We start from the raw sequence: 23,930 nt of genomic DNA, 5'->3' as shown, positions 1-23,930 counted from the left end.
AGGCATTTTTAGATTGTAAGAACATTGAGAATTTTATAAATATTAGATAACTTTTTTAATTAAAATACATTTAATTAAAATACAGTTACTTAATATTTGTTAACTTGTTCCAAATTTTTAAAGAACTTAAAGAGTCAAATGTAACCATTTAAATTTTTGGCGTCCCCTAGGGGATTCGAACCCCTGTTGCCGCCGTGAAAGGGCGATGTCCTAGGCCTCTAGACGAAGGGGACCACACAATTCATGTTGTTTTTATATTCGCTTGAATTTTTCTGAATACTATTCCTTTTTTATAACTTAGTCAAGTATTTATTAAATAAATCCTTGTTTTCTTAAATAAAATTTAGTTTTTTAAGATTGTAACTCATTTTATTAAATATTTCTATATGATAAATATTTTTTATATTTATTTAAATTAAATATTTTCACTTTATTGTCTTCAAGTATAATATAATGTTCTAAACAATAAATATGGAGTATTATTGTTATGTCTCATCAAGATAATTTTGATGTTATAGTCATAGGTGGTGGTCATGCAGGTATAGAAGCTGCAATGGCAGCTTCTCGTATAGGTCAGAAAACTATATTGATTACCCAAAACATTGATACAATAGGACAAATGTCTTGTAATCCTTCAATTGGGGGTATAGGTAAAGGACAGTTAGTTAAAGAAATAGATGCTTTAGGTGGTTTAATGGCTAAAGCGATAGACTGTTCTGGTATTCAATTTAGAATATTAAACTCAAGTAAAGGACCAGCAGTCAGAGCAACTCGAGCACAAGCTGATAGTTTCCTTTACCGTAAGGTTGTACTTAATGAATTAAAAAATCAGTCTAATCTTACGATATTGCAAGCTGAAATCAATGATTTAATTATTAAAAATAATCAGGCTGTTGGTGTTATAGCTCATAATGGATTAAAATTTAAAACAAAAACTATTGTATTGACAACAGGTACTTTTCTTAATGGAAAAATACATATGGGATCGGTTAATTATGATGGAGGACGTGCTGGTGATTTACCTTCTATTCCTTTAGCTAATTGTTTACGGAATTTAGGAATTAACGTCAATAGATTAAAGACAGGAACACCTCCCCGTATAGATGCTCGTACTATAGATTTTAACATTTTAACTCCACAATATAGTGATGATATATTACCTATATTTTCATTTATGGGAAATGTACTGCAACACCCTCCACAATTACCATGTTGGATAACTCACACCAATGATCACACTCATGATATCATACGTAATAATATCAATAAAAGTCCAATATATAATGGCAAAATAAAAAGTATAGGTCCACGTTATTGTCCTTCTATTGAAGATAAAATAATACGTTTTTCAGATCGCACTTCACATCAGATTTTTCTTGAGCCAGAAGGATTAAATAGTAATGAAATTTATCCAAATGGAGTGTCTACAAGCTTGCCTTACGATGTACAAATTGAATTTATCAGATCAATAAAAGGCATGCAAAAAGCAAAGATAGTAAAACCTGGTTATGCTATAGAATATGATTTTTTTGATCCACGTGATTTAAAGCAGACTTTAGAAAACAAAAATATTGAAGGATTATTTTTTGCTGGCCAAATTAATGGAACTACAGGTTATGAAGAAGCAGCTGCACAAGGGTTAATAGCTGGATTAAATGCTGCAAGAAAATCTATAAATAAAGAAGCTTGGATACCTACTCGTACTGAATCTTATATTGGTGTGTTAATTAATGATCTTTGTACTCTAGGAACTAAAGAACCTTATCGTATGTTCACTGCACGTGCTGAATATAGATTAGTTTTGCGTGAAGATAATGCTGATTTGAGATTAACTAAAATAGGACGTGATTTAGGTTTAGTAAATGATGATAGGTGGAATCATTTTAGTCAAAAACAAGAATTAATTGAAAAGGAAAATCAACGTCTTAGAGGTATAAATATAAACCCTCACTCTAATTTTGTTAAGGATATAAATTTTATGCTTAACAGTCCAATCACTAAAAAAACTAATATAAAAACACTTTTACGTCGTCCGGAAATAACTTATTTAAAGTTAATGAAAATTAAAGAACTCGGTCCTAAATTACTGAATGAACAAGCAGCAGAACAAGTAGAAATTCAAATAAAATACGAAGGTTATATTAAACGTCAACAAGAAGAAATTAACCGTCAACAAAAAAATTTAAATATACATCTTCCTTGTAATATCGATTATTATAAAATCAAAGGACTTTCTAATGAAGCAGCTATGAAATTAAATTATTATAAGCCAAATTCAATTGGTGAAGCTTTAAATATTTCAGGAATTACTCCTTCGACAATATCTATTTTATTAATTTATTTAAAAAAACATAAAAAAAATTCTTATAATTTTGATAAAATTAAACAGGAAGTTATCCATAATTAATCAAAATTAAATAATATTTTAATTATTTAATTTTGATCTTATTTATATGTTAAAAGTATTTTTATTACAACAGTAAATGTTTTTTTATATTGTTATTGATACAAATAAGCTGTAAATAAACAAGGTAGTTATTTTATCAATTTTTAGACTTATAATTTATTTTTATTTTTCTAGAATTAATTATATATTATCATTAATTATAATGATATATTATTATAATAATTTACAGTGAGAAACGAAATTTTTGTATTATTTTAAAAAGGTTATTTAGTTATTACATCTAGGATGTTAATATAGTAACAGTACATATTTACAGATCATACAAAAATCTAAACATATTACTATTGATTGTTGTATTGAGTTTAATATTATATACTTCATTTGATAATATAGTGTTCTTGTAAAGAATGTTACAAACGTTGCAATTATCAAAGTATATTTGAATTGAAAGATTAAACACTATAAACAATTAATTAAAATCTAATGTTATTAAAAATTAATTTAATTATGATGATTTAACAAATTATCATTTCAAACAAGTTACTTGAAAAAAATAATCAATTGTTAAAAAAATTTTGTTTATTGGCATCTAGGTTTTGAGGAAACAGATACCGACTATATTTGTTACATTAAATTTTTATTTAACAGTTTTATAAAGATGTTGTTTTTTAGGTTAAATGATATTCTCAAATTTTATTAACAATATTTAAATCAGTATTAATAACAACATAAGGTATAAAAGCCACTATGGCTATAAATAAAATTTCTAATTCGCAAGAATATATAAGTCATCATCTTATGAATCTTCAATTGGATATGCATAATTTTAAATTAATAAATCCTGATTCTATTAATTTTTCTAAAAATTTTTGGGTACTAAATATTGATTCAATATTTTTTTCTTTATTGTTAGGAATACTATTTTCAATGGTTTTTTATATTGCTGCAAAAAAAATTACAACTGGAGTTCCAGGAAAATTACAATCAGGAATAGAATTAATTATTATTTTCATTAATAAAAATATTAATGATATTTATCATGGTAAAAGTAAGCTTATTGCTCCTCTATCATTAACAATTTTTGTTTGGTGTTTTTTAATGAATTTAATGGATTTAATTCCAACTGATATTCTACCTTATATTAGTAAGTATTGGATAGGATTACCTGCTCTTCGTATAGTTCCTTCTGCAGATATAAATATTACTACAGCATTAGCGATAGGTGTTTTTGCTCTAATATTATTTTATAGTATAAAAATAAAAGGTGCTTATGGTTTTACAAAAGAACTTACCTTATATCCTTTTAATAATCCTATATTTATTCCTATTAATTTAATTTTAGAGAGCGTTAGCATTATTTCTAAACCAGTTTCTTTAAGTCTTAGATTGTTTGGTAATATGTATTCTAGTGAACTGATTTTTATTCTTATCAATGGCCTCTTACCGTGGTGGTTACAATGGTCTTTTAATGTGCCATGGGCTATATTTCATATATTAATTATTTTGTTACAGTCTTTTATTTTTATGGTTCTTACAATTGTATATTTATCTATGGCATCTGAAAAACATTAATATACTAACTTATAGTATTCGTTAATGTAATTATTTATTAACAATAAATTGGGGATTGATATGGGAAAATTAAGCATTGACTTTCTTTATTTATCTGCTGCGATAATGATGGGTTTAGCATCTGTTGGAGCTGCAATTGGTATAAGTATTCTTGGAGGTAAATTTTTAGAAGGAGCGGCACGTCAACCTGATTTGATTCCTGTACTTCGCACTCAATTTTTTATTGTAATGGGTTTGGTTGATGCTGTTCCAATGATAACTATTGGCATAGCACTGTATTTATTATTTGCTCTTACATAATAAGATCTAATAAATTTTTATTTAGGTTTAAAAATTTTTGAGAACAAAATCACTAAACATCTATGAAGATCACAGATGTATACTTAATTAATATTTAGATTAGAGGTATTTGACAAATTGAATATTAATGCAACTATACTTGGTCAAACTATATCTTTTATTTTATTTGTCGCATTCTGTATGAAGTACATATGGCCACCAATTATTACTGCAATTGAAACAAGACAACAAGACATCAACAAAAGTTTAATATCTATTAATAATGCGAAAAAAGATGTAGATTTAGCATTAGCTAATGCAGATAATTATTTAAAAAAAGCAAAGGAAGAAGCTCGATGTATTATAGATCAAGTTAATATAAATCGTATACAAATTTTAGAGAAAGCTAAAATTGAAGCTAATAAAGAACGTATTCGTATTATAAATAATGCTCAAAATGAAATTAATCTCAAAAGAGATATTGTTTGTAAAGAGTTACATAAACAATTAGCTACTTTAGTAATAGCTGGTGCTGAAAAAGTCATAGAACGTTCTATTGACAAAAATATTCATCAGGACATCATAAATAGATTAATAGCTGAACTAAAATAAGGAATTAAGTTATGTTTGAGTTCATAACAATAGCTCGTCCCTACGCTAAAGCTATTTTTGATTTTTCTCTTGCAAATAAAGATATTGAATATTGGCAACAAACATTGACATTCATTGCAAAAGTAGTTGTTGATAAAAAAATAAAAAAAATTTTTCCTAGAGGTTTATCACCTAAAGATATGTATACTATATTTAATGCAATATGTGGTAAAAAGTTAAATAAATCAGCTAAAAATTTAATAAAATTAATGGCTGAAAATAGACGTTTAGAAATTTTACCTACTGTATTAGATGAGTTTATTAAACTAAGAAACATACATGAATCACTTGCAAAAGTTAGTGTAATTTCTGCTATTAACTTAAATAGTAAACAGTTAACAGATATTGAAAATATATTGGAAAAATTTTTATCTTGTAAAGTCACATTGAATCATCGAATTGATATCTCTTTAATATCTGGTTTTGTTATTAAGTTAGGTGACCTAGTAATTGATAATAGTATAAGTGGTCGTCTATCTAATTTAACAAAAATTTTGAAATCTTAAAGGCTCTAAACATATGCAACTAAATTCTACAGAGATCAGTGAATTAATAAAACAACGTATTGCTGATTTTAATGTTAAAACCCAATATCATGAAGAAGGTATTATTATTTCTGTAATTGATGGTATTATTCGTATATATGGTTTAAGCAATGTTATGCAAGGAGAAATGATTGCTTTACCAGATGATATTTATGCCATAGCACTAAATTTGGAACGTGATTGTATCGGTGCGGTAGTTATGGGTCCTTCAGATAAACTTGTTGAAGGAATGAAAGTTAGATGTACAGGGCGTATATTTGAAGTTCCAGTAGGTAATGGCTTATTAGGTAGAGTAGTAAATACATTGGGTATTCCTTTAGACGGTAATGGTTCTATTATTAATGATGGATTTTCATCTGTTGAAGTGATTGCACCAGGTGTTATAGACCGGAAAACAGTTAATCAACCTATGCATACTGGTTATAAATCTATTGATGCCATGATTCCTATTGGACGAGGTCAACGTGAATTAATTATTGGTGATCGTCAAACTGGTAAAACCGCAATGGCCATTGATACTATTATTAATCAGCGAAATTCTGGGATAAAATGTGTTTACGTTGCAATTGGTCAAAAAATGTCAACTACTTCTAGTGTTATCCGTAAGTTAGAAGAACATGATTCACTAAAAAACACTATAGTAGTTATAGCTTCTGCTTCTGAATCTGCTACACTGCAATATCTTGCTCCATATGCAGGCTGTACAATGGCTGAGTATTTTCGTGATCGAGGTCAAGATGCATTGATCGTATATGATGATTTATCTAAACAGGCAATTGCTTATAGGCAGATTTCGTTGCTACTACGTCGCCCTCCTGGTAGAGAAGCTTATCCTGGAGATATTTTTTACTTACATTCAAGGTTGTTGGAACGAGCATCTCGTGTAACTTCTAGTTATGTAGAAAAAACAACGAAAGGAAAAATTACAGGACTTACGGGTTCTTTGACAGCTTTGCCCATAATTGAAACGCAATTAGGAGATGTTTCAGCATTTGTTCCTACTAACGTAATTTCAATTACAGATGGTCAGATTTTCTTAGAATCTAACTTATTTAATTCTGGTATTCGTCCTGCTGTTAATCCTGGTATCTCTGTATCAAGAGTTGGCAATGCAGCACAGACTGAAATTATAAAGAAATTATCATCTGGTATTAGAACTGCATTAGCTCAATATCGTGAACTTGCTGCTTTTTCACAATTTACTTCTGACTTAGATGAAATAACTCAAAAACAAATAAAGCACGGCCAAAAAATTACTGAATTAATGAAACAAAAACAATACACTCCAATGTCAATTGCAAATCAAAGTTTGCTTTTATTTGCAGCTGTAAACAATTATCTAGATGATATTGAAATTATAGACATAAATAAATTTGAAGAATCATTAATTAATTTTGCTGAAATAAATTATGCTGATTTAATACAAGAAATTAATCAGCATGGTAACTATAATGAAGATATTCATTTAAAATTAAAGGATATTCTTGATACATTTACAAAAAATCAATCATGGTAATGCTTTTTTATTAATTTTTAATTATAAAATATTGATTAGATAGGAATTCATAATATATCAATGGCTAGTATAAAAAAAATACATAATAAAATAGAAAGTATAAGGAATACTCAAAAAATAACAAAAGCAATGGAGATGGTTGCTGCATCTAAAATGCGAAAAACTCAAGAACGTGTATTATCTAGCCGTCCATATCATGAAATGATAACAAAGATTATCAATAATGTTATGTTAGGTAGTTTAGAATACAAACATTCATACTTAAAACAACGTGCAATTAAAGAAGTTGGTTATTTAGTAATTTCAACTGATCGTGGACTGTGCGGTGGTTTAAATATAAATTTATTTAAAAAATTACTATTACATATTAAATCCTATGAAAAAAGAAATATAAAAAGTAGATTAGCAATTCTGGGTTCTAAAGGAGTTTTGTTTTTTAATTCTATATCTAATATCAATATTGTTGCTCAAGTTAGTAATATAGGAGATGATTTTTCTTTATCTAAATTAATTGGATTAATTAAAGTTATGTTACATGCTTATGATGAATGTAATATCGATAAATTATATATAGTTAGCAATATATTTCGCAATACAGTTAACCAAATACCAAATATTAATCAATTAATTCCAGTAATATCAATTGAAGAAAAAAACCACACAAGATCTAATTGGGATTATTTATATGAACCTGATTCAAAATTGCTATTAAGCAATTTATTATGTAGATATGTTGAATCACAGTTTTATCAAGCAGTATTAGAAAATTTAGCTAGTGAACAAGCTGCTAGGATGATAGCAATGAAAGCTGCGACTGATAACTGTGGTAATTTGATACGTGATTTGGATTTATTATATAATAAAGTTCGCCAAGCTAATATTACCCAAGAATTAATGGAAATTGTTTCAGGAGCTTCTGCAGTTTAATAAAACAATTATAATTCACTAGAGGATTTAAAATGATAACTGGAAAAATTATCCAGATTATTGGCGCTGTTATTGATATAGAATTTCCTCAAGATGCAGTTCCGCTGATCTATAATGCTCTTGAGGTAAAATGCGATAATACTAAGTTAATACTTGAAGTACAGCAACATTTAGGTGGGGGAGTCGTTCGTGCTATAGCCATGGGTTCATCAGATGGTCTAAAAAGAGGTTTAAAAGTAGTAAATTTAAATCAACAAATTCAAATTCCAGTTGGCAAAGCTACCTTAGGTCGTATCATGAATGTTTTAGGTGAACCAATAGATATGAAAGGTGATTTTAAGCAAAAAGATGGTAGTATGCCGGAATATCGTTCTATTCATCAATCTGCACCTACCTATATAGATCAATCTAATTCTCAAGAATTATTAGAAACCGGTATTAAAGTGATTGATCTTATATGTCCATTCATAAAAGGAGGAAAAATTGGATTATTTGGAGGTGCTGGAGTAGGAAAAACAGTAAATATGATGGAATTAATTCGTAATATTGCAGCTGAACATTCTGGTTACTCAGTATTTACTGGTGTAGGTGAACGTACTCGTGAGGGGAATGATTTTTATCAAGAAATGATCTTTTCTAATGTTATTGATAAAGTATCTTTAGTGTATGGTCAAATGAATGAACCTCCAGGTAATCGTTTAAGAGTTGCTCTTACAGGTCTTACTATAGCTGAAAAATTTCGTGATGAAGGACGTAATGTATTATTATTTATTGACAATATATATAGATATATTTTAGCAGGTACAGAAGTATCAGCGTTATTAGGTAGGATGCCTTCTGCTGTAGGTTATCAACCAACTCTATCAGAAGAAATAGGATTATTTCAAGAACGTATTACTTCTACTAAGATTGGTTCCATTACGTCAGTACAAGCAATTTATGTACCTGCAGATGATTTAACTGATCCTGCTCCAGCAGCTACTTTTGCTCATTTGGATTCAACTATTACACTTAGTCGCCAAATTGCTTCTTTGGGTATTTATCCTGCAGTAGATCCTCTTGATTCTACTAGTCGTCAATTAGATCCATTTTTTGTTGGTCAAGAACATTACTTAGTAGCTACTGGAGTTAAATCTATTTTACAAAGGTATCAAGAATTAAAGGATATTATAGTTATACTAGGTATGGATGAATTGTCAGAGGAAGATAAACAATTAGTGGCACGTGCTCGTAAAATTGAAAGGTTTTTATCGCAACCTTTTTTTGTTGCTGAAGTATTTACTAGCTTTCCAGGAAAATACGTTTTGTTAAAAGATACTATTCGTGGATTTAAAGGTATAATAGAAGGCGAATTCGATTCTTTACCTGAACAAGCCTTTTATATGGTTGGGACTATTGAAGAAGCCATACAGAAAGCAAAAACACTATAATTTTAAGAGTACCATTCATTATGGTTAAAACCTATCAGTTAGATATAGTTAGCTCAGAAAAAAAGTTATTTTCTGGTTTAGTAAGAAAAATTCAAATTTCTGGTATTGAAGGAGAATTAGGAATTTTTCCTGGACATTCACCATTATTAACTATTATCAAACCAGGAATGATTTATTTAGTAAAAAAAGAAGGAGATGAAGAATTTATTTATCTTTCTGGAGGCATATTGGAAGTACAACCAAATCATAGTTTAGTTTTAGCTGATATTGCAATTAGAGCTAATGATTTAGATGAAAAACGTGCTTTACAAGCTGTAAATAAAGCAAAACAAACAATAAAAGATAGAGATAAGGATTTTAATTATTTAAGGGCTTCTATTAAATTAGAACAAGCTATTGCGCAACTACGTGTTATTGAACTCACTAGAAAATCAATTAAATAATTTAAAATCGTATATAATATAAACAGTTATTTCAACTTAAGTTAGACTATGCAAAATAATTTAATCAATGTAGTTATTCTTGCAGCAGGCAAGGGCACTCGTATGTGCTCTGACATACCAAAAGTTCTTCATACATTAGCAGGAAAACCTATCATAAGTTACGTTATTGATATAGCTAAGTATATTAATGAAAAAAAAATTTATATTGTATATGGTTTCAAAGGTAATTTACTTAAAAGACAATTAAATGAACCTTTAATAAACTGGGTATTACAAAATGAACAACTAGGAACTGCAAATGCAGTTGCTCAAGTTTTACCATATCTTAAAGATAACGAATATATATTAGTATTATATGGTGATGTACCATTGATTTCTAAAGATACATTAGAAAATTTATGCAACATAAAAATAAAAAATGGCATTGGATTATTAACAGCAATATCAGATAATCCAAACGGATACGGTAGAATTGTTAGAAAGAATGAAGTTATTACAGAAATTATTGAGCATGAAGATGCTAATTTTCATCAGCTTAATATAAAAGAAATCAATACAGGCATTATGATTGCTAATGTGGGAGATATGAAATATTGGTTTAAAAAAATCGATAATAATAATACTAAAAAAGAATATTATCTTACAGATATCATCAAAATTGCCTATCAGAAGCATTGTTTTACTAAATCAATATGTCCAGTAGAATTATATGAAATTACAGGTATAAATAATAAATTACAGTTAGTACATTTAGAACGTAGTTATCAATTGAAGCAAGTACAAAAATTGATAATTGACGGAATTACCATAAGAGATCCAAATCGTTTTGACCTTAGAGGAACGCTGAAATGCGGTGTTGATGTTGAAATTGATATTAATGTTATTATTGAAGGAAATGTAGTTCTAGGTAACAGAGTTAAAATTGGGGCTGGTTGTATTATTAAGGATAGTTACATAGGTGATGATTGTCATATCTATCCTTATTCTATAATTAAAAACTCAAAATTATCTATAAGATGCAATATCGGACCATTTTCTCATCTTCGCATGAAAGCTAATTTAAAAAGAGATGTATGTATAGGAAATTTTGTTGAAATAAAAGATGTTTCTTTAGGTAGTTCATCTAAAACGAAGCATCTTTCTTATTTAGGTAATTCAGAAATTGGTTCTAATGTTAATATTGGTGCCGGTACAATAACATGTAATTATGATGGAACAAACAAATTGAAAACCATTATAGGTAATAATGTATTTGTTGGTTCAGATTCACAATTAATTGCTCCAGTAACCATAGCAGAAAATGCAACTATCGCTGCTGGTACAACTGTTTTAAAGGATGTTAAAGATGCGGATTTAGTATTAAATATCAAAAAACAAATTCATAAAAAACATTGGAAACGTCCATTAAAAAAATGATATTTCTAAACAGACGTTTAATAGTCAATTTAAAAGTGTTTTAAGAAAAATATTATCATGTGTGGAATTATAGCGGCAGTAGCAAAATGTAATATCACAAAAATTTTATTACAAGGTTTATTACGTCTTGAGTATCGTGGATATGATTCAGCTGGTTTAGCTATAGTTGATAAACATGGTAATGTAAAGCGCTTACGTTGTTTAGGTAAAGTTAAAAACTTAATAAAAAAGACAGAAAAAGAAAATTTAATGGGTGTAATAGGATTAGCTCATACACGTTGGGCAACCCACGGTATTCCTTCAGAAATTAACGCACATCCACATATATCTGAATATATATTTGTTGTTCATAATGGTATAATTGAAAATCACGAGCAATTAAGAAAAAAACTGATATCTTACGGATATTATTTTACTTCTGAAACTGATACTGAAGTAATAGCGCATTTATTGCATTTAAAACAAAAACAACAAGGAGGATCTTTACTTGAGGTGGTTTTAAAAACAATTCCTCAAATACGTGGATCTTTTGGTATGGTTATTATGGATAGTAGAAATCCATCTATACTTGTTGCTGTAAGAGTGGGTAACCCTTTAGTTATTGGTTGTGGTACAGGAGAAAACTTTGTTGCTTCTGATCAGTTAGCTTTATTACCATTAGTAAATAGTTTTATACACTTAGAAGAAGGTGATATTGCAGAAATTAGCCAAAATAAAATTAGCATTTTTAATATCAGAGGAAAAATTGTTAATCGTGATTTAATTAAATCAAATATAAGTCATGATATAACTAGTAAAGGTATTTATAACCATTATATGCAAAAAGAAATATACGAACAACCAATAGCAATTAAAAATACATTAATCGGCCGTTGTACAAATAAAGAAATAGATTTTAGTGAGTTAGGTGTCAATATTGGAATATTTCTAAAAAAGGTTAAGCATATTCAGATTGTCGCTTGTGGTACATCGTATAATTCTGGCATGGTATCACGCTATTGGTTTGAATCTTTAGCAAAGATTCCTTGTGATGTTGAAATTGCATCTGAATTTCGCTATCGTACACTTCAAGTGAGAAAAAATAGTTTATTAATTGCTCTATCTCAGTCAGGGGAAACTGCTGATACTTTAGCAGCATTACGTTTATCAAAAAGATTAAATTATATAGGTTCTTTAGCAATATGTAATGTATTATGTTCTTCTATAGTACGTGAATCGGATTTATATCTTATAACTAAATCTGGCGTAGAAATTGGTGTAGCATCTACTAAAACTTTTAGTACTCAATTAACAGTCTTATTAATGTTAGTAATCAAGTTAGGAAGTTTGAATGGTATGCAACTAGAACTTCAACATAATATTATTAAAGCGATTAAAATGTTACCACATCGTATAGAACAGGTTTTAACTAAAGATAAATTGATAAAAGCAATAGCTAAGGATTTTTTTGATAAAAATCATGCGTTATTTATAGGTAGAGGAGATCATTATCCAATAGCAATGGAAGGAGCACTAAAACTCAAAGAAATATCTTATATTCATGCTGAAGCTTATGCAGCAGGAGAATTAAAACACGGTCCACTAGCATTAATTGATAATAAAATGCCTGTAATTGTAATTGCACCTAATAATAAACTTTTAAAAAAATTAAAATATAATATTGAAGAAGTAAGAACACGTGGTGGTTTATTATATATTTTCACTAACCAAGATATAGGATTTAAAAATAATGAATATAATATGAAGATAATTCAGTTGCCTTATGTTGAAAGTGTAACTGCACCTATTTTTTATACTATTCCGTTGCAATTACTTTCTTACTATGTTGCGTTAATTAAATGTAGGAACATAGATCAACCACGAAATTTAGCTAAATCAGTTACTGTTGAATAATTCAATTATGCATGATTAAATCAAATAGTTTTTAATATTCATCACCTTTGATACGACTACGATAGCTTTCCCAATCAAAATATATCCATATTCCCTTACCAAGACGCATTCTATCCATAACTCTTTCTCCCAAAAGAATATTCATACTTGTATGATCTAAATTGGACAACATCCCAGTTGGTCGCTTCGATGAAGACCTTCTGTCTACTATTTGATTGATTATAATTTTTTCATATTTTGATTCACTTTGTATGCCTATTTCATCAATGACTAATAAATCAACTTTACTCAGATTATTAATTAATTGTTCTTCAGTTATATCGCTATTTTCATGAAAACTGGCTTTTATATTAGACATTAAATCTGCTACTGTGATAATTAATACACTTTTTCCACGCAAAATTAGATCATTGCCGATAGCTGCTGCTAAGTGATTTTTACCTGTTCCAGGGCGTCCTGAAAATACAAAACTAGCTATACTGTGATCAAATTCAGCAGAATATTGTCTTGCTAATTTAACAGCTTTATGCTGACCTTCATTTTCTATATTGTAATTATCAAACGAACAATTTATATGTAATTCACGAATTCCAGAACGATACATAATACGCTGCATTTTCATTGCTTTATTTTCGCGTGCGATAGCTGCGGAATTTAAAAGGCCTTGTTCTTGATTCCATGCTAAAAGATCTTCAGCTTTAGTAAATTTTGGTTGAGTACCTATAGGTATTATCTTTTGTAATCTATCTAAAAGATCACTAAGTGTCTTCATTAGATTACCCTCGAAAACCTTCAGGAATATTAAAATTTGAATTCGGTAATTGCGTAATATTATTTTTTGATTTGTCAAAATTATTGGTACGGGTCATTTGTAAATGACGTGCTAATTTTTGTTGCCATTGAACATGATGAAACAAACTACCTTCCGCATGCCAATATGATGTAAAAGCTGATAGTTCAGTATTTGTTACTGATTTATTTAATGGTATACCCCAGATGGCTGCTTGACGTATAAAATCAGAGTCTGGTTTCCAACCATCATACATCGCATATTTACCTATGGGTGTAAATGTATTTAGGTTTAAATTATTATAAAAACTGCTTTTCATTAAAATATTATTTTTTTGTTTAAATCGATTTTCTAAAGCTAATAGTTGTGTTAAACGTTCTGGTGTAATAGCATACATAACCGGCGTATAATTTTGTAGTATAGCTAAAATACCTGTATCACTATCTTTTAAAGAATTAATTGGATTTTGACAAAATGAACTTAAACTTATAATTTTAGGGGTTAAAATTTTTTTTGGCATTAAGAAACCTGATGTTAATAATAATATGTGAATATGAATAAATATAATATAAGATTTTTATGTAAAATATTTATATAAAATCATAATGTCTATTAAACAATAATACTATATTGCATTAATGGATGATAGTTAACAGATCTAGTATATTTATTTATTATGTTGAGTTTTACTAATATTTATAAAAATAAACTGTACAAGATTATTAAATATCAATATTGGTAACTGTTAATGCATTGTTTTCAATAAATATTCGTCTAGGTTCAACTGCATCACCCATAAGTGTACTAAATAACTGATCAGCAATTGCAGCATCTTTAATTGTTACACGTAACATACGACGGCTATCTGGGTTCATAGTAGTTTTCCATAACTGTTCAGGATTCATTTCTCCTAAACCTTTATAACGTTGGATTGATATATTATTATTAAATTCTTTAACTAACCAATTAATAGCTTGTTCAAAATTATCAATTAATTGATAATTTTCTCCCCTTTTGATATATGCACCTTCTTGTATAAGATCACGAAAATCATTATTCATTTCATAAATTTTTTTATATTCTTGAGTATCAAAAATTGTCTTGTCGATCACGTACTCTTGATTAATACCATACGTACAAATATTTAACACAGGATCATAAATATTATTTTCATTGTTATTAATAATTTTAAATGTATAATGACTATCATCTTTTGAATATTTATTTAAATATATAACCAATTTTAGTAACCACTGATTAACCCCATGTTTATTACCAAAGTCAATAATATTATCTTGATTAATAAAAGCTTGCAATAAATTAAGAGGAAACGAACGATCTACTGCTTTCATCGCTTGTGTCATTTTATCAAATTTATACGCCAGTTTTTCCAAATCTTTTCCTGTTATAGGTGAAATTCCAGATTTAAAATATAACATAGCTCCATCAAGTGCATTTTTCATTTGATATTCATTCATTTCGAGTTCATCTTTAATATAACATTCTTTTTTTCCTTTCTGAATTTTATATAGTGGAGGTTGGGCAATATAAACATGACCACGTTCAATGATTTCTGGCATTTGACGATAAAAAAAAGTTAAAAGTAAAGTACGAATATGAGCACCATCAACATCAGCATCAGTCATTATAATTACTCTATGATATCGAAGTTTATCTGGATTATATTCATTGCGACCAATACCACAACCTAAAGCAGTAATTAATGTTATTACTTCTTGCGAAGTCAACATTTTATCAAATTTCGCTTTCTCAATATTTAAAATTTTTCCTTTTAAAGGTAATATCGCTTGGTTTTTACGATTACGCCCTTGTTTTGCTGAACCACCTGCAGAATCTCCTTCCACTAAATAAATTTCCGATAATGCTGGATTATGTTCTTGACAATCTGCTAATTTACCTGGTAAACCTACTAATTCTAATATACCTTTACGTCTAGTCATTTCACGTACACGGCGTGCAGCTTCTCGAGCACGGGCTGCATCAATTATTTTATTAACTATAATCTTTGCATCATTAGGATGTTCTAATAAATAATCTAGAAGTTGTTCGTTCATCTGTTGTTCTACTGCAGATTTTACTTCTGAAGATACTAGTTTTTCTTTAGTTTGAGAAGAAAACTTTGGGTCCATAATTTTTACTGCAATAATAGCAACTAAACCTTCACGTGCATCCTCTCCTGTAGTAGTAACTTTATATTTTTTAATATAACCTTCTTTATCCATATAAGTGTTTAATGTACGTGTCATTGCTGTACGAAAACCTGCAAGGTGTGTTCCTCCATCTTGTTGTGGAATATTATTAGTAAAACAATAAATATTTTCTTGAAAACTATCGTTCCATTGCATTGCTACTTCTACATTAATATGATCTTTTTCACTAGCAAAATGAAAAATATTAGGGTGTATTGGATTTCTATTTTTATTTAAATAGTTTATAAAAGCTTTAATTCCTCCATTATAAAGAAAACAGTCATTTTTATTGTCACGTTGATCTATTAAATAAATCGAAATACCAGAATTTAAAAAAGATAATTCACGTAAACGTTTTGCTAAAATAACATATTCAAATTTATTTATGTTAGTAAAAACTTTATAGTCAGGCCAGAAATGTATTTTAGTGCCATTTAATTCAGTTTTGCCAACAACTTTTAAAGGAGATTGAGGTACACCAAAAAAGTAAGTTTGTTGGTATATTTTTTTTTCTCGGTATATAGTTAGCTCTAATTTTTGTGATAAAGCATTAACAACTGATACGCCAACGCCGTGAAGACCTCCAGATACTTTATAAGAAGTATCATCAAACTTACCACCAGCATGTAATACCGTCATTATAACTTCAGCAGCAGAAATCCCTTCTTCTTCATGCAGATCAGTGGGGATGCCGCGTCCATTATCTATAACAGAAATTGAATTATCACAATGTATTATTACTTTAATTTCATTACAGTAACCAGCAAGTGATTCATCAATTGCATTATCAACAATTTCAAATACTAAATGATGTAAGCCAGTTCCATCATCTGTATTACCGATATACATACCTGGACGTTTACGTACAGCATCTAGTCCTCGCAGGATTTGAATATTAGAAGAATTATAAGAATTAGACATTGATGTTTCTCGTTAATTTTGAGTAAATAATGAAAATTTTATTTATTAATATTTTTAAAAAATTATCAATACAACTATTTATATTTTTGGTAAATCATTCTTGTTTAAGAAATAAATGAATATAAATTCACATACGCATTGGCATAATTACATAACAAATATTTTCATTTGCAATATTTTGTATACGTACACTAGACATAGAATCTTTAAATGATAGACGTACCACTCCATTTTTTAATATATTCAATATATCTAGAATATATATAACATTTAAACAAATTTCCAATTTATCACTATTATAAATAACTTTTAATTTTTCTTCTGATTCTTCATTATCAGGGTTGTTTGCTTTAATTATTAGTTGATTTTTACTGATGTTCAGTCGGATACCCATAAATTGTTCATTAGAAAGAATAGCTGCACGAGAAAGGGCTTGCTTTAATAAAATACAGTCTACTTCTAAACTTTTATCTAAGTGTTTTTGTAATACTTGATGATAATCAGGAAAGGAGGCATTAATTAATCTTGATGTAAAAATAATTTCGTTAGTATATACTCTAATATTATTAGAACCTATTTGTATTTTTAGATTTGTGTTTTCTCCATTTAACAATCTCATTAATTCAGTTATACCTTTACGAGGTACTATTACGGAATAATTTGGTAATTTATTATGTGTTTTAATAAAGCAAGTTGCTAAACGGTGGCCATCTGTAGCTACTGCTCTAATTCCTTCACTAGAAGTTTCAAACATAATGCCATTCAAATAGTAACGTATATCTTGATATGCCATTGAGAATTGAGTGAATGCAATAAGTTGTTTTAAACTACCTTGTATTAGATTGAATTCAATCTCAATATGCCAATTATCTATATTAGGAAAATTAGTAGAAGGTAAAGTTAATAAAGAAAAACGACTATTACCAGAATTTATAAATATATGATTATCTTTAGAAAAGATATTAATAATTGATTCTTTTGGAAGATTTCGACATATTGCTAAAAATTTTCGTGCTGGTACTGTGGTAGATCCCTGTTTATCTGATTTTAATAATAGTATATGAGTTACCATATCTATTTCTAAATCAGTTACCGTAAGAGATAATAATTTATTATTTACTTCTATTAATATATTGCCTAGAATGGGTTGTATTGGACGTCCATTTAATAAATTACTTATTTGTTGTAAAGGTTTAATTAATTTTTCTCTTTCAATAATTAGTTGCATAAAGTTTATATGTTTAAGAAGATAAAAATTTAATAAGACTATAAAAATCTTTTTTAAGATCAAAATCTTTTTTGCATAATTGACGAATTTTACGACAAGAATGAATTACTGTAGTATGATCTCTCCCACCAAAAGCGCTACCTATATCAGGTAAACTATGATTAGTAATTTCCTTAGCTATTGCCATAGCAATTTGTCGAGGACGAGTGAATAAGCGTGATCTTTTTTTAGAAATCATATCCGTTATTTTTATTTTGTAATATTCAGCTACTTTTTGTTGAATATTATAAATTGTTATTATCTTTTCTTGTGAAGAAAATAAGTCTTTTAAGATTTTTTCTACAAAATTAATACTAATTACACACCCTATAAAATTAGCATTCACAATTATACGATTTAAAGCACCTTCTAATTCACGTATGTTAGAATTTAAATGTTTCGCAATAAATAATGCCACGTCATTTGATAGGATAATATCGTTTTCACCAGCTTTTTTCATTAATATTGCTATACGAGTTTCCAACTCAGGAGGATTGATTGCTATAGTTAAACCGCAATCAAAACGTGATTTTAAGCGATCTTGAACACCATAAAGTTCTTTAGGATACCGATCTGAAGTAAGAATAATTTGTTTATTATTTTCCAATAATACATTAAAGGTATGAAATAGTTCTTCTTGGGATCTTTCTTTGTTTGAAAGAAACTGTACATCATCAATAATCAATGTATCAGCTGAACGATAGTAATATTTGAAGTCTTCTATTGCATTATTTTTTATTGCTTTTATCATGTTTTGAACAAATAATTCTGAATGTATATAAACTAATTTTATATCTAATAATTTGTTAATAATTTTATTTCCTATAGCATGGAGTAGATGTGTTTTTCCAATACCAGTATCGCCATATATAAATAATGGGTTATACTTAACAACTCCATGATTTGCAACTTGATATGCAATTGTGCGTGCTAATTTATTAGATTTACCTTCAATGAAATTGTCAAAATTATATTTTTGATTTAAATTTGAATGATAAACAACATTAGATTTTAGTAAAATATTATTACAAATTGAAGAATTTAATTTATTATGAACAGAACCTCTTATCGAATTGATTGATATTCCAATATTGTTTGTAATACTATTTTCTACGTTATCTATATTACACAATCCAACTTCGAAATTTAATAAAGGTGCATTAATTCCACATAATTCTTTCATTAATTCACTTATATCTTTATAATACTTATCTTTAACCCAGTCAAGTACGAATCGATTTGGAGCATATAAGGCAAGAGTATTTTTACTTAGTTTAGCTTGTAATGGACGAATCCACATGCTAAATTCAGTAGCAGGAAGTTGATCCTGCAAACGGATAAGGCATCGTTGCCAAAGCGTAATTGACACTTCACACTCCAATATTCTGACTGTTTATTAAAAGTTAATGATAGAAAATAAACTATCTGCATAAGTAAAAACTTTTCATTAAAATAAATCTAAATTTTTAGAGTAATTAGAGTAAAATATATTATAGTATTTATTTTGGTTCTAGTATTATATTGATATGAAATTAAAATTCAGTGAATAGAAATAACAAAAAAATATTTGCAATAGGAAAATTGTTTATTCATAATTGTTTCCCATACAAATTTTTAATATGTCAAAATATATTAATTATGTTTCTTTGGGAAATATATTAACTAATTTACATAAAATTGTAAATTATAAATATTTTAAATATCGTTCATCTTTTATTAAAATATACCTTGTATTGATATAAAAAATAAATATTATATCTTTTGAATTAATTAAAAAAACATTATAATTCGTCATTATAAAAAATACATTTTGTAATTAATTTTAAGGTGAAACAGAATATGAAAAGAACATACCAACCTTCTTTAATAAAACGTAATCGTTCACATGGTTTTCGTGCTCGTATGTCTACTAAAAATGGTCGTAAGATTTTAGCTCATAGACGTGCAAAAGGAAGAATTTATTTAACCATTTCTAAAAAATTTTGATATGATTTATATCATGATTAATTTATCTTTTCCTAAAAAATTACGTTTATTAAATTCCAGTGAGTTTTTTCTCGTATTCCAAGAGTCTCAACGTGTCTATTGTCCGCAGGCCACTATATTCGGGCGTAATAATAAATTAAAATATCCACGTATTGGGCTTACTGTTGCAAAAAGACATATTAAACTCGCCCATGAACGAAATAGAATTAAAAGATTAATTAGGGAAAGTTTTCGTTTAAATCAGTATAAATTACCACTAATGGATTTTGTGGTAGTAACAAAAAAAGGAGTTTCTGATTTAGATAACTATGCTTTATTGAAAAAACTGGATAAACTATGGATGCGTTACTATCAATTATCTTATTAATAATAAGATATATTTACCAGATTTTTGTTAGCTCATTTATACAACCATATTGCAATTTTTATTTAAACTATTTTAAATATATTTTTAATATTTTTAATGAAGATTAAACAAAACAAAATAATATTTAAATGTGCATTTAAGTATTACCATATTACAACAGGTAGCTATTACCTGTATTATTAAAAATTTTTTATACTAGAGAATATTAAAGATGGATTCACAACGTAATCTTTTTTTGATTGTTTTCTTAGTCTTGTTCATTATCCTTTGGCAAACTTGGCAAACAGATCATAACTTACAACTATTTAATGATCAACAAATTAATAATGAAAATACATCTAATAACAGTAAAATTAATATAGACGAAGACAAAAATATTTTGATCAATAAAAAAGATCAAAATATTTTTGTAAAAACTGATGTGTTATCTTTAAAGATCAGTAATTATGGTGGAGATATTTATCAAGCAGAATTATTAGCTTTTCCAGAAAAAATTGGTTCTCATAAACCTACTAAAATACTTGAAACTAACAAAGATTTTCTTTATCAGATACAGACAGGTTTAAATGGTATTGACGGACCAGATAATATAGATAAACAAATAAGACCTATGTTTATTACAAAAAAACAATATTTTAAAATGTCAAAAGATAAAAATATATTAGAAGTATCAATGTCTTATAAAAATAAATTTGGGGTAATTTATGATAAGATTTTTACATTTAAAAGAGGAGAATATTTCATTAATATTCGTTATAAAATTCATAATTTTACCAAAAAATATATTAGATTATCAGTCTTTGGTCAGTTAAAACAAACATTAGAACTACCAAAATACAAGCAAGCTAATAACAATTTTGCTTTGCATACATTTCGTGGAGCTGCTTACTCCACAGATGATATAAAATATAAAAAATATAAATTTGATAATATAGTAGAAAATGAAAATTTAAATGTAAAAACAAAAACCGGTTGGATAGCAATGCTTCAACAATATTTTGTAACAGCTTTGATACTCAATACTACTGGAAATCTTAATACTATTTACACAAATAATATTAATAATAATACGGTAGCTATAGGTTTCCAATCTGAAGAATTAGTTATACCACCTGGAACTACAAAAGATATTGCTAGCACTGTTTGGCTAGGTCCAGAACTTCAAGATAAAATGGCTCTTGTTGCTCCTAATCTTGATCTGACTGTCGATTATGGCTGGTTATGGTTTATTGCAAAACCATTATTCAAATTATTGAAATTTATATATAGTTTTGTTAACAATTGGGGTTTTTCTATTATAATTATTACGTTTATTGTTCGTGGATTAATGTATCCACTTACTAAAGCTCAATATATATCAATGGCTAAAATGCGTATGATACAACCTAAAATTCAGATTATACGTGAACGTTTTGATAATGATAAACAAAAAATGGGTCAAGCAATGATGAATTTATATAAGGAAGAAAAAGTTAATCCTTTAGGTGGCTGTTTACCGATATTAATTCAAATGCCTATTTTTCTTGCTTTATATTATATGCTTTCAAATTCAGTGGAATTAAGACAAGCTCCTTTTATTTTTTGGATACATGATTTATCAACACAAGATCCATATTATGTTCTACCAATTTTGATGGGTGGAACTATGTGGTTTATACAAAAAATGTCTCCAATAAACGTTAGTGATCCATTGCAACAGAAAGTAATGATGTATATGCCAATAATATTTACAATCTTCTTTTTATGGTTTCCATCAGGTTTAGTCATATATTACATTATTAGTAATTTAGTAACTATCTTACAACAACAAATGATATATCGTAGTTTAAAAAAATATGGTATTTTATAATAAAAATGCAAAATTATATATTCTATATTACTGAAAACATTTTAATATACTCATGATAAGTTTAGCTCATAACCCATGAATATAAATGATACTATTGTTGCTCAAGCAACGCCTGTTGGACAGGGTAGTGTAGGAATTTTACGTATATCTGGAAATAAAGCTTCAGAAATAGCAAAAAAAATACTAGGTAAAGTTCCTAAGCCGCGTTATGCTGATTACTTAGCTTTTAGTGATTTTAATAACAAAATATTAGATAAAGGTATTGCTTTATGGTTTCCAAATCCTAATTCTTTTACTGGGGAAGATGTATTAGAGCTTCATTGTCATGGTGGACCAGTTGTTTTAGATCTATTATTAACATGTATTTTAACTTTTCCTACAGTACGTCTTGCAAATCCTGGGGAATTTTCTGAACGTGCTTTTTTAAATAGTAAAATTGATTTAGCTCAAGCTGAAGCAATTTCAGACCTGATTAATGCTAGTTCAGAGCAAGCAGCACGTTCTGCGATCAATTCTCTACAAGGTGTATTTTCAAATCGCATAAATAAAATTATAAAAGATCTAATTAAATTAAGAGTTCATATAGAAGCTCAAATTGAATTTCCTGAAGAGGAAATCAGTAGTTTATCTAATGATACAATCAAAAAAAGACTTAGTATAATTATAAAAAACTTACAACAATTACTTTCTGAAGCACAACAAGGTTTTTTATTAAATGAAGGAATGAAAATAGTAATCGCTGGACATCCAAATGCTGGAAAATCTAGTTTATTTAATGCTTTAACAAAAACAGAAACCGCAATAGTAACTAGTCAAGCTGGAACTACTCGTGATGTCTTACACGAACATATTAACATTGATGGTATGCCGTTACATATATTAGATACTGCTGGTTTACGCGAAGCGTATGATGAAGTAGAATGTATTGGCATTAAACGAGCTTTATACGAAATTGAAAAAGCTGATCATGTTTTATTTGTGGTAGATGGAACAGAAATAAATAATGCTAAATCTGTGAAAATGTTACTGGATTTTCTATCAAGCTTATCAAAAGAAATATCCGTTACTATAGTAAGAAATAAAGCAGATCTTACTAAAGAAGCTTTAGGTTTAACTAAATTAAATAGTTTTACGATAATCCATATATCAGCATTAACTAATGCTGGAATACAATATTTACTTAAACATCTTAAGGAAACAGCAGGATTTGTAAACACTGTAGAAGGTAATTTTATTGCTAGAAGACGTCATCTGCAATCATTAAAAATAGCACATAATTATTTAATAAAAAGTAAGCAAAAAATGTTACAAATTTTTAATAATGAATTTATAGCTGAAGATCTACGTGTTGCTCAAATAGAACTTGATAAAATTACTGGAGAATTTACTTCTGAAGATTTATTAAATGAAATTTTTTCCAATTTTTGCATAGGTAAGTAATATTTTTGTGTTTAACGTTTA

General features: G+C 27.9%; 20 protein-coding genes and 1 tRNA gene. 15 read left to right on the top strand and 6 right to left on the bottom strand.

The window, feature by feature from the left end:
* Positions 1–157: 157 nt before the first annotated feature.
* Positions 158–233 (bottom strand) — tRNA-Glu (locus CRV10_RS03690).
* A gap of 254 nt (positions 234–487) precedes the next feature.
* Here CRV10_RS03690 and mnmG point away from each other — a divergent pair.
* The 11 genes from mnmG to glmS all read left to right on the top strand — a co-directional run bounded on the left by mnmG (position 488) and on the right by glmS (position 13,079).
* Complete coding sequence (mnmG, locus tag CRV10_RS03685; RefSeq protein ID WP_136130470.1) at positions 488–2,407, top strand: tRNA uridine-5-carboxymethylaminomethyl(34) synthesis enzyme MnmG; 1,920 nt, start codon at positions 488–490, stop codon at positions 2,405–2,407.
* A gap of 747 nt (positions 2,408–3,154) precedes the next feature.
* Positions 3,155–3,979 (top strand): F0F1 ATP synthase subunit A, encoded by an 825-nt coding sequence (gene atpB / locus CRV10_RS03680; protein WP_136130469.1) that lies wholly within the window; start codon positions 3,155–3,157, stop codon positions 3,977–3,979.
* A gap of 60 nt (positions 3,980–4,039) precedes the next feature.
* On the top strand, positions 4,040–4,279 hold the full coding sequence (gene atpE, locus CRV10_RS03675) for a F0F1 ATP synthase subunit C (RefSeq protein WP_136130468.1): 240 nt from the start codon (positions 4,040–4,042) through the stop codon (positions 4,277–4,279).
* A 117-nt stretch (positions 4,280–4,396) separates the two neighbouring features.
* Positions 4,397–4,870, top strand: coding sequence for a F0F1 ATP synthase subunit B (gene atpF, locus CRV10_RS03670; protein WP_136130467.1), 474 nt, complete (start codon positions 4,397–4,399; stop codon positions 4,868–4,870).
* 11 nt (positions 4,871–4,881) lie between these two features.
* A complete protein-coding gene (locus CRV10_RS03665; RefSeq protein ID WP_136130466.1) occupies positions 4,882–5,415 on the top strand; it encodes a F0F1 ATP synthase subunit delta in 534 nt (177 codons plus the stop codon).
* A gap of 13 nt (positions 5,416–5,428) precedes the next feature.
* Positions 5,429–6,970 carry a F0F1 ATP synthase subunit alpha gene (gene atpA / locus CRV10_RS03660; RefSeq protein ID WP_136130465.1) on the top strand — a complete coding sequence of 514 codons (1,542 nt, stop codon included), beginning with the start codon at positions 5,429–5,431 and terminating at the stop codon, positions 6,968–6,970.
* 60 nt (positions 6,971–7,030) lie between these two features.
* The gene (gene atpG, locus CRV10_RS03655) at positions 7,031–7,897 is read left to right on the top strand and encodes a F0F1 ATP synthase subunit gamma (protein WP_136130464.1); all 867 of its coding nucleotides are present in this window, start codon (positions 7,031–7,033) and stop codon (positions 7,895–7,897) included.
* A 32-nt stretch (positions 7,898–7,929) separates the two neighbouring features.
* Complete coding sequence (gene atpD, locus CRV10_RS03650; protein WP_136130463.1) at positions 7,930–9,327, top strand: F0F1 ATP synthase subunit beta; 1,398 nt, start codon at positions 7,930–7,932, stop codon at positions 9,325–9,327.
* Between the two features lie 20 nt (positions 9,328–9,347).
* Entirely contained in the window at positions 9,348–9,770 is a 423-nt protein-coding gene (locus CRV10_RS03645) for a F0F1 ATP synthase subunit epsilon (protein WP_136130462.1), read from the top strand.
* A 48-nt stretch (positions 9,771–9,818) separates the two neighbouring features.
* Entirely contained in the window at positions 9,819–11,186 is a 1,368-nt protein-coding gene (gene glmU, locus CRV10_RS03640) for a bifunctional UDP-N-acetylglucosamine diphosphorylase/glucosamine-1-phosphate N-acetyltransferase GlmU (RefSeq protein ID WP_136130461.1), read from the top strand.
* A gap of 57 nt (positions 11,187–11,243) precedes the next feature.
* Positions 11,244–13,079 carry a glutamine--fructose-6-phosphate transaminase (isomerizing) gene (gene glmS / locus CRV10_RS03635; RefSeq protein ID WP_136130460.1) on the top strand — a complete coding sequence of 612 codons (1,836 nt, stop codon included), beginning with the start codon at positions 11,244–11,246 and terminating at the stop codon, positions 13,077–13,079.
* A gap of 31 nt (positions 13,080–13,110) precedes the next feature.
* Here glmS and dnaC read toward each other — a convergent pair whose 3' ends face one another.
* The 5 genes from dnaC to dnaA form a co-directional block, all read right to left on the bottom strand.
* Positions 13,111–13,851, bottom strand: coding sequence for a replicative helicase loader DnaC (dnaC, locus tag CRV10_RS03630; RefSeq protein WP_136130459.1), 741 nt, complete (start codon positions 13,849–13,851; stop codon positions 13,111–13,113).
* 4 nt (positions 13,852–13,855) lie between these two features.
* Positions 13,856–14,389 (bottom strand): primosomal protein DnaT, encoded by a 534-nt coding sequence (dnaT, locus tag CRV10_RS03625; protein WP_136130458.1) that lies wholly within the window; start codon positions 14,387–14,389, stop codon positions 13,856–13,858.
* A 202-nt stretch (positions 14,390–14,591) separates the two neighbouring features.
* Positions 14,592–17,000, bottom strand: a complete 2,409-nt coding sequence (gene gyrB, locus CRV10_RS03620; RefSeq protein WP_136130457.1) for a DNA topoisomerase (ATP-hydrolyzing) subunit B — start codon at positions 16,998–17,000, stop codon at positions 14,592–14,594.
* 127 nt (positions 17,001–17,127) lie between these two features.
* Complete coding sequence (dnaN, locus tag CRV10_RS03615; RefSeq protein WP_136130456.1) at positions 17,128–18,228, bottom strand: DNA polymerase III subunit beta; 1,101 nt, start codon at positions 18,226–18,228, stop codon at positions 17,128–17,130.
* 13 nt (positions 18,229–18,241) lie between these two features.
* Positions 18,242–19,636, bottom strand: a complete 1,395-nt coding sequence (gene dnaA, locus CRV10_RS03610) for a chromosomal replication initiator protein DnaA (RefSeq protein ID WP_136130455.1) — start codon at positions 19,634–19,636, stop codon at positions 18,242–18,244.
* A 470-nt stretch (positions 19,637–20,106) separates the two neighbouring features.
* Between dnaA and rpmH the strand changes: the two genes are divergently transcribed.
* The 4 genes from rpmH to mnmE all read left to right on the top strand — a co-directional run bounded on the left by rpmH (position 20,107) and on the right by mnmE (position 23,909).
* Positions 20,107–20,253 (top strand): 50S ribosomal protein L34, encoded by a 147-nt coding sequence (gene rpmH, locus CRV10_RS03605; RefSeq protein WP_136130454.1) that lies wholly within the window; start codon positions 20,107–20,109, stop codon positions 20,251–20,253.
* Between the two features lie 13 nt (positions 20,254–20,266).
* The gene (gene rnpA, locus CRV10_RS03600) at positions 20,267–20,620 is read left to right on the top strand and encodes a ribonuclease P protein component (RefSeq protein ID WP_136130453.1); all 354 of its coding nucleotides are present in this window, start codon (positions 20,267–20,269) and stop codon (positions 20,618–20,620) included.
* Positions 20,621–20,831: 211 nt separating this feature from the next.
* Positions 20,832–22,469 (top strand): membrane protein insertase YidC, encoded by a 1,638-nt coding sequence (gene yidC / locus CRV10_RS03595; RefSeq protein WP_136130452.1) that lies wholly within the window; start codon positions 20,832–20,834, stop codon positions 22,467–22,469.
* 75 nt (positions 22,470–22,544) lie between these two features.
* Positions 22,545–23,909, top strand: coding sequence for a tRNA uridine-5-carboxymethylaminomethyl(34) synthesis GTPase MnmE (mnmE, locus tag CRV10_RS03590; RefSeq protein ID WP_136130451.1), 1,365 nt, complete (start codon positions 22,545–22,547; stop codon positions 23,907–23,909).
* The last annotated feature ends 21 nt before the right edge of the window (positions 23,910–23,930 follow it).

Source organism: Candidatus Pantoea edessiphila, assembly GCF_002933355.1.
Classification (GTDB): Bacteria; Pseudomonadota; Gammaproteobacteria; order Enterobacterales; family Enterobacteriaceae; genus Pantoea_C; species Pantoea_C edessiphila.
This window is presented reverse-complemented; position numbering and strand designations above follow the sequence as displayed.

What these genes read in the sequence shown, in the direction of transcription:
- mnmG (WP_136130470.1), top strand. Translation starts at nt 488, where the DNA reads ATGTCTCATCAAGATAATTTTGATGTTATAGTCATAGGTGGTGGTCAT.
- dnaC (WP_136130459.1), bottom strand. Translation starts at nt 13,851, where the DNA reads ATGAAGACACTTAGTGATCTTTTAGATAGATTACAAAAGATAATACCT.
- rpmH (WP_136130454.1), top strand. Translation starts at nt 20,107, where the DNA reads ATGAAAAGAACATACCAACCTTCTTTAATAAAACGTAATCGTTCACAT.
- rnpA (WP_136130453.1), top strand. Translation starts at nt 20,267, where the DNA reads ATGATTAATTTATCTTTTCCTAAAAAATTACGTTTATTAAATTCCAGT.
- atpE (WP_136130468.1), top strand. Translation starts at nt 4,040, where the DNA reads ATGGGAAAATTAAGCATTGACTTTCTTTATTTATCTGCTGCGATAATG.
- gyrB (WP_136130457.1), bottom strand. Translation starts at nt 17,000, where the DNA reads ATGTCTAATTCTTATAATTCTTCTAATATTCAAATCCTGCGAGGACTA.
- mnmE (WP_136130451.1), top strand. Translation starts at nt 22,545, where the DNA reads ATGAATATAAATGATACTATTGTTGCTCAAGCAACGCCTGTTGGACAG.
- glmU (WP_136130461.1), top strand. Translation starts at nt 9,819, where the DNA reads ATGCAAAATAATTTAATCAATGTAGTTATTCTTGCAGCAGGCAAGGGC.
- CRV10_RS03645 (WP_136130462.1), top strand. Translation starts at nt 9,348, where the DNA reads ATGGTTAAAACCTATCAGTTAGATATAGTTAGCTCAGAAAAAAAGTTA.
- atpD (WP_136130463.1), top strand. Translation starts at nt 7,930, where the DNA reads ATGATAACTGGAAAAATTATCCAGATTATTGGCGCTGTTATTGATATA.
- yidC (WP_136130452.1), top strand. Translation starts at nt 20,832, where the DNA reads ATGGATTCACAACGTAATCTTTTTTTGATTGTTTTCTTAGTCTTGTTC.
- atpB (WP_136130469.1), top strand. Translation starts at nt 3,155, where the DNA reads ATGGCTATAAATAAAATTTCTAATTCGCAAGAATATATAAGTCATCAT.
- atpA (WP_136130465.1), top strand. Translation starts at nt 5,429, where the DNA reads ATGCAACTAAATTCTACAGAGATCAGTGAATTAATAAAACAACGTATT.
- CRV10_RS03665 (WP_136130466.1), top strand. Translation starts at nt 4,882, where the DNA reads ATGTTTGAGTTCATAACAATAGCTCGTCCCTACGCTAAAGCTATTTTT.
- dnaT (WP_136130458.1), bottom strand. Translation starts at nt 14,389, where the DNA reads ATGCCAAAAAAAATTTTAACCCCTAAAATTATAAGTTTAAGTTCATTT.
- atpG (WP_136130464.1), top strand. Translation starts at nt 7,031, where the DNA reads ATGGCTAGTATAAAAAAAATACATAATAAAATAGAAAGTATAAGGAAT.
- dnaN (WP_136130456.1), bottom strand. Translation starts at nt 18,228, where the DNA reads ATGCAACTAATTATTGAAAGAGAAAAATTAATTAAACCTTTACAACAA.
- glmS (WP_136130460.1), top strand. Translation starts at nt 11,244, where the DNA reads ATGTGTGGAATTATAGCGGCAGTAGCAAAATGTAATATCACAAAAATT.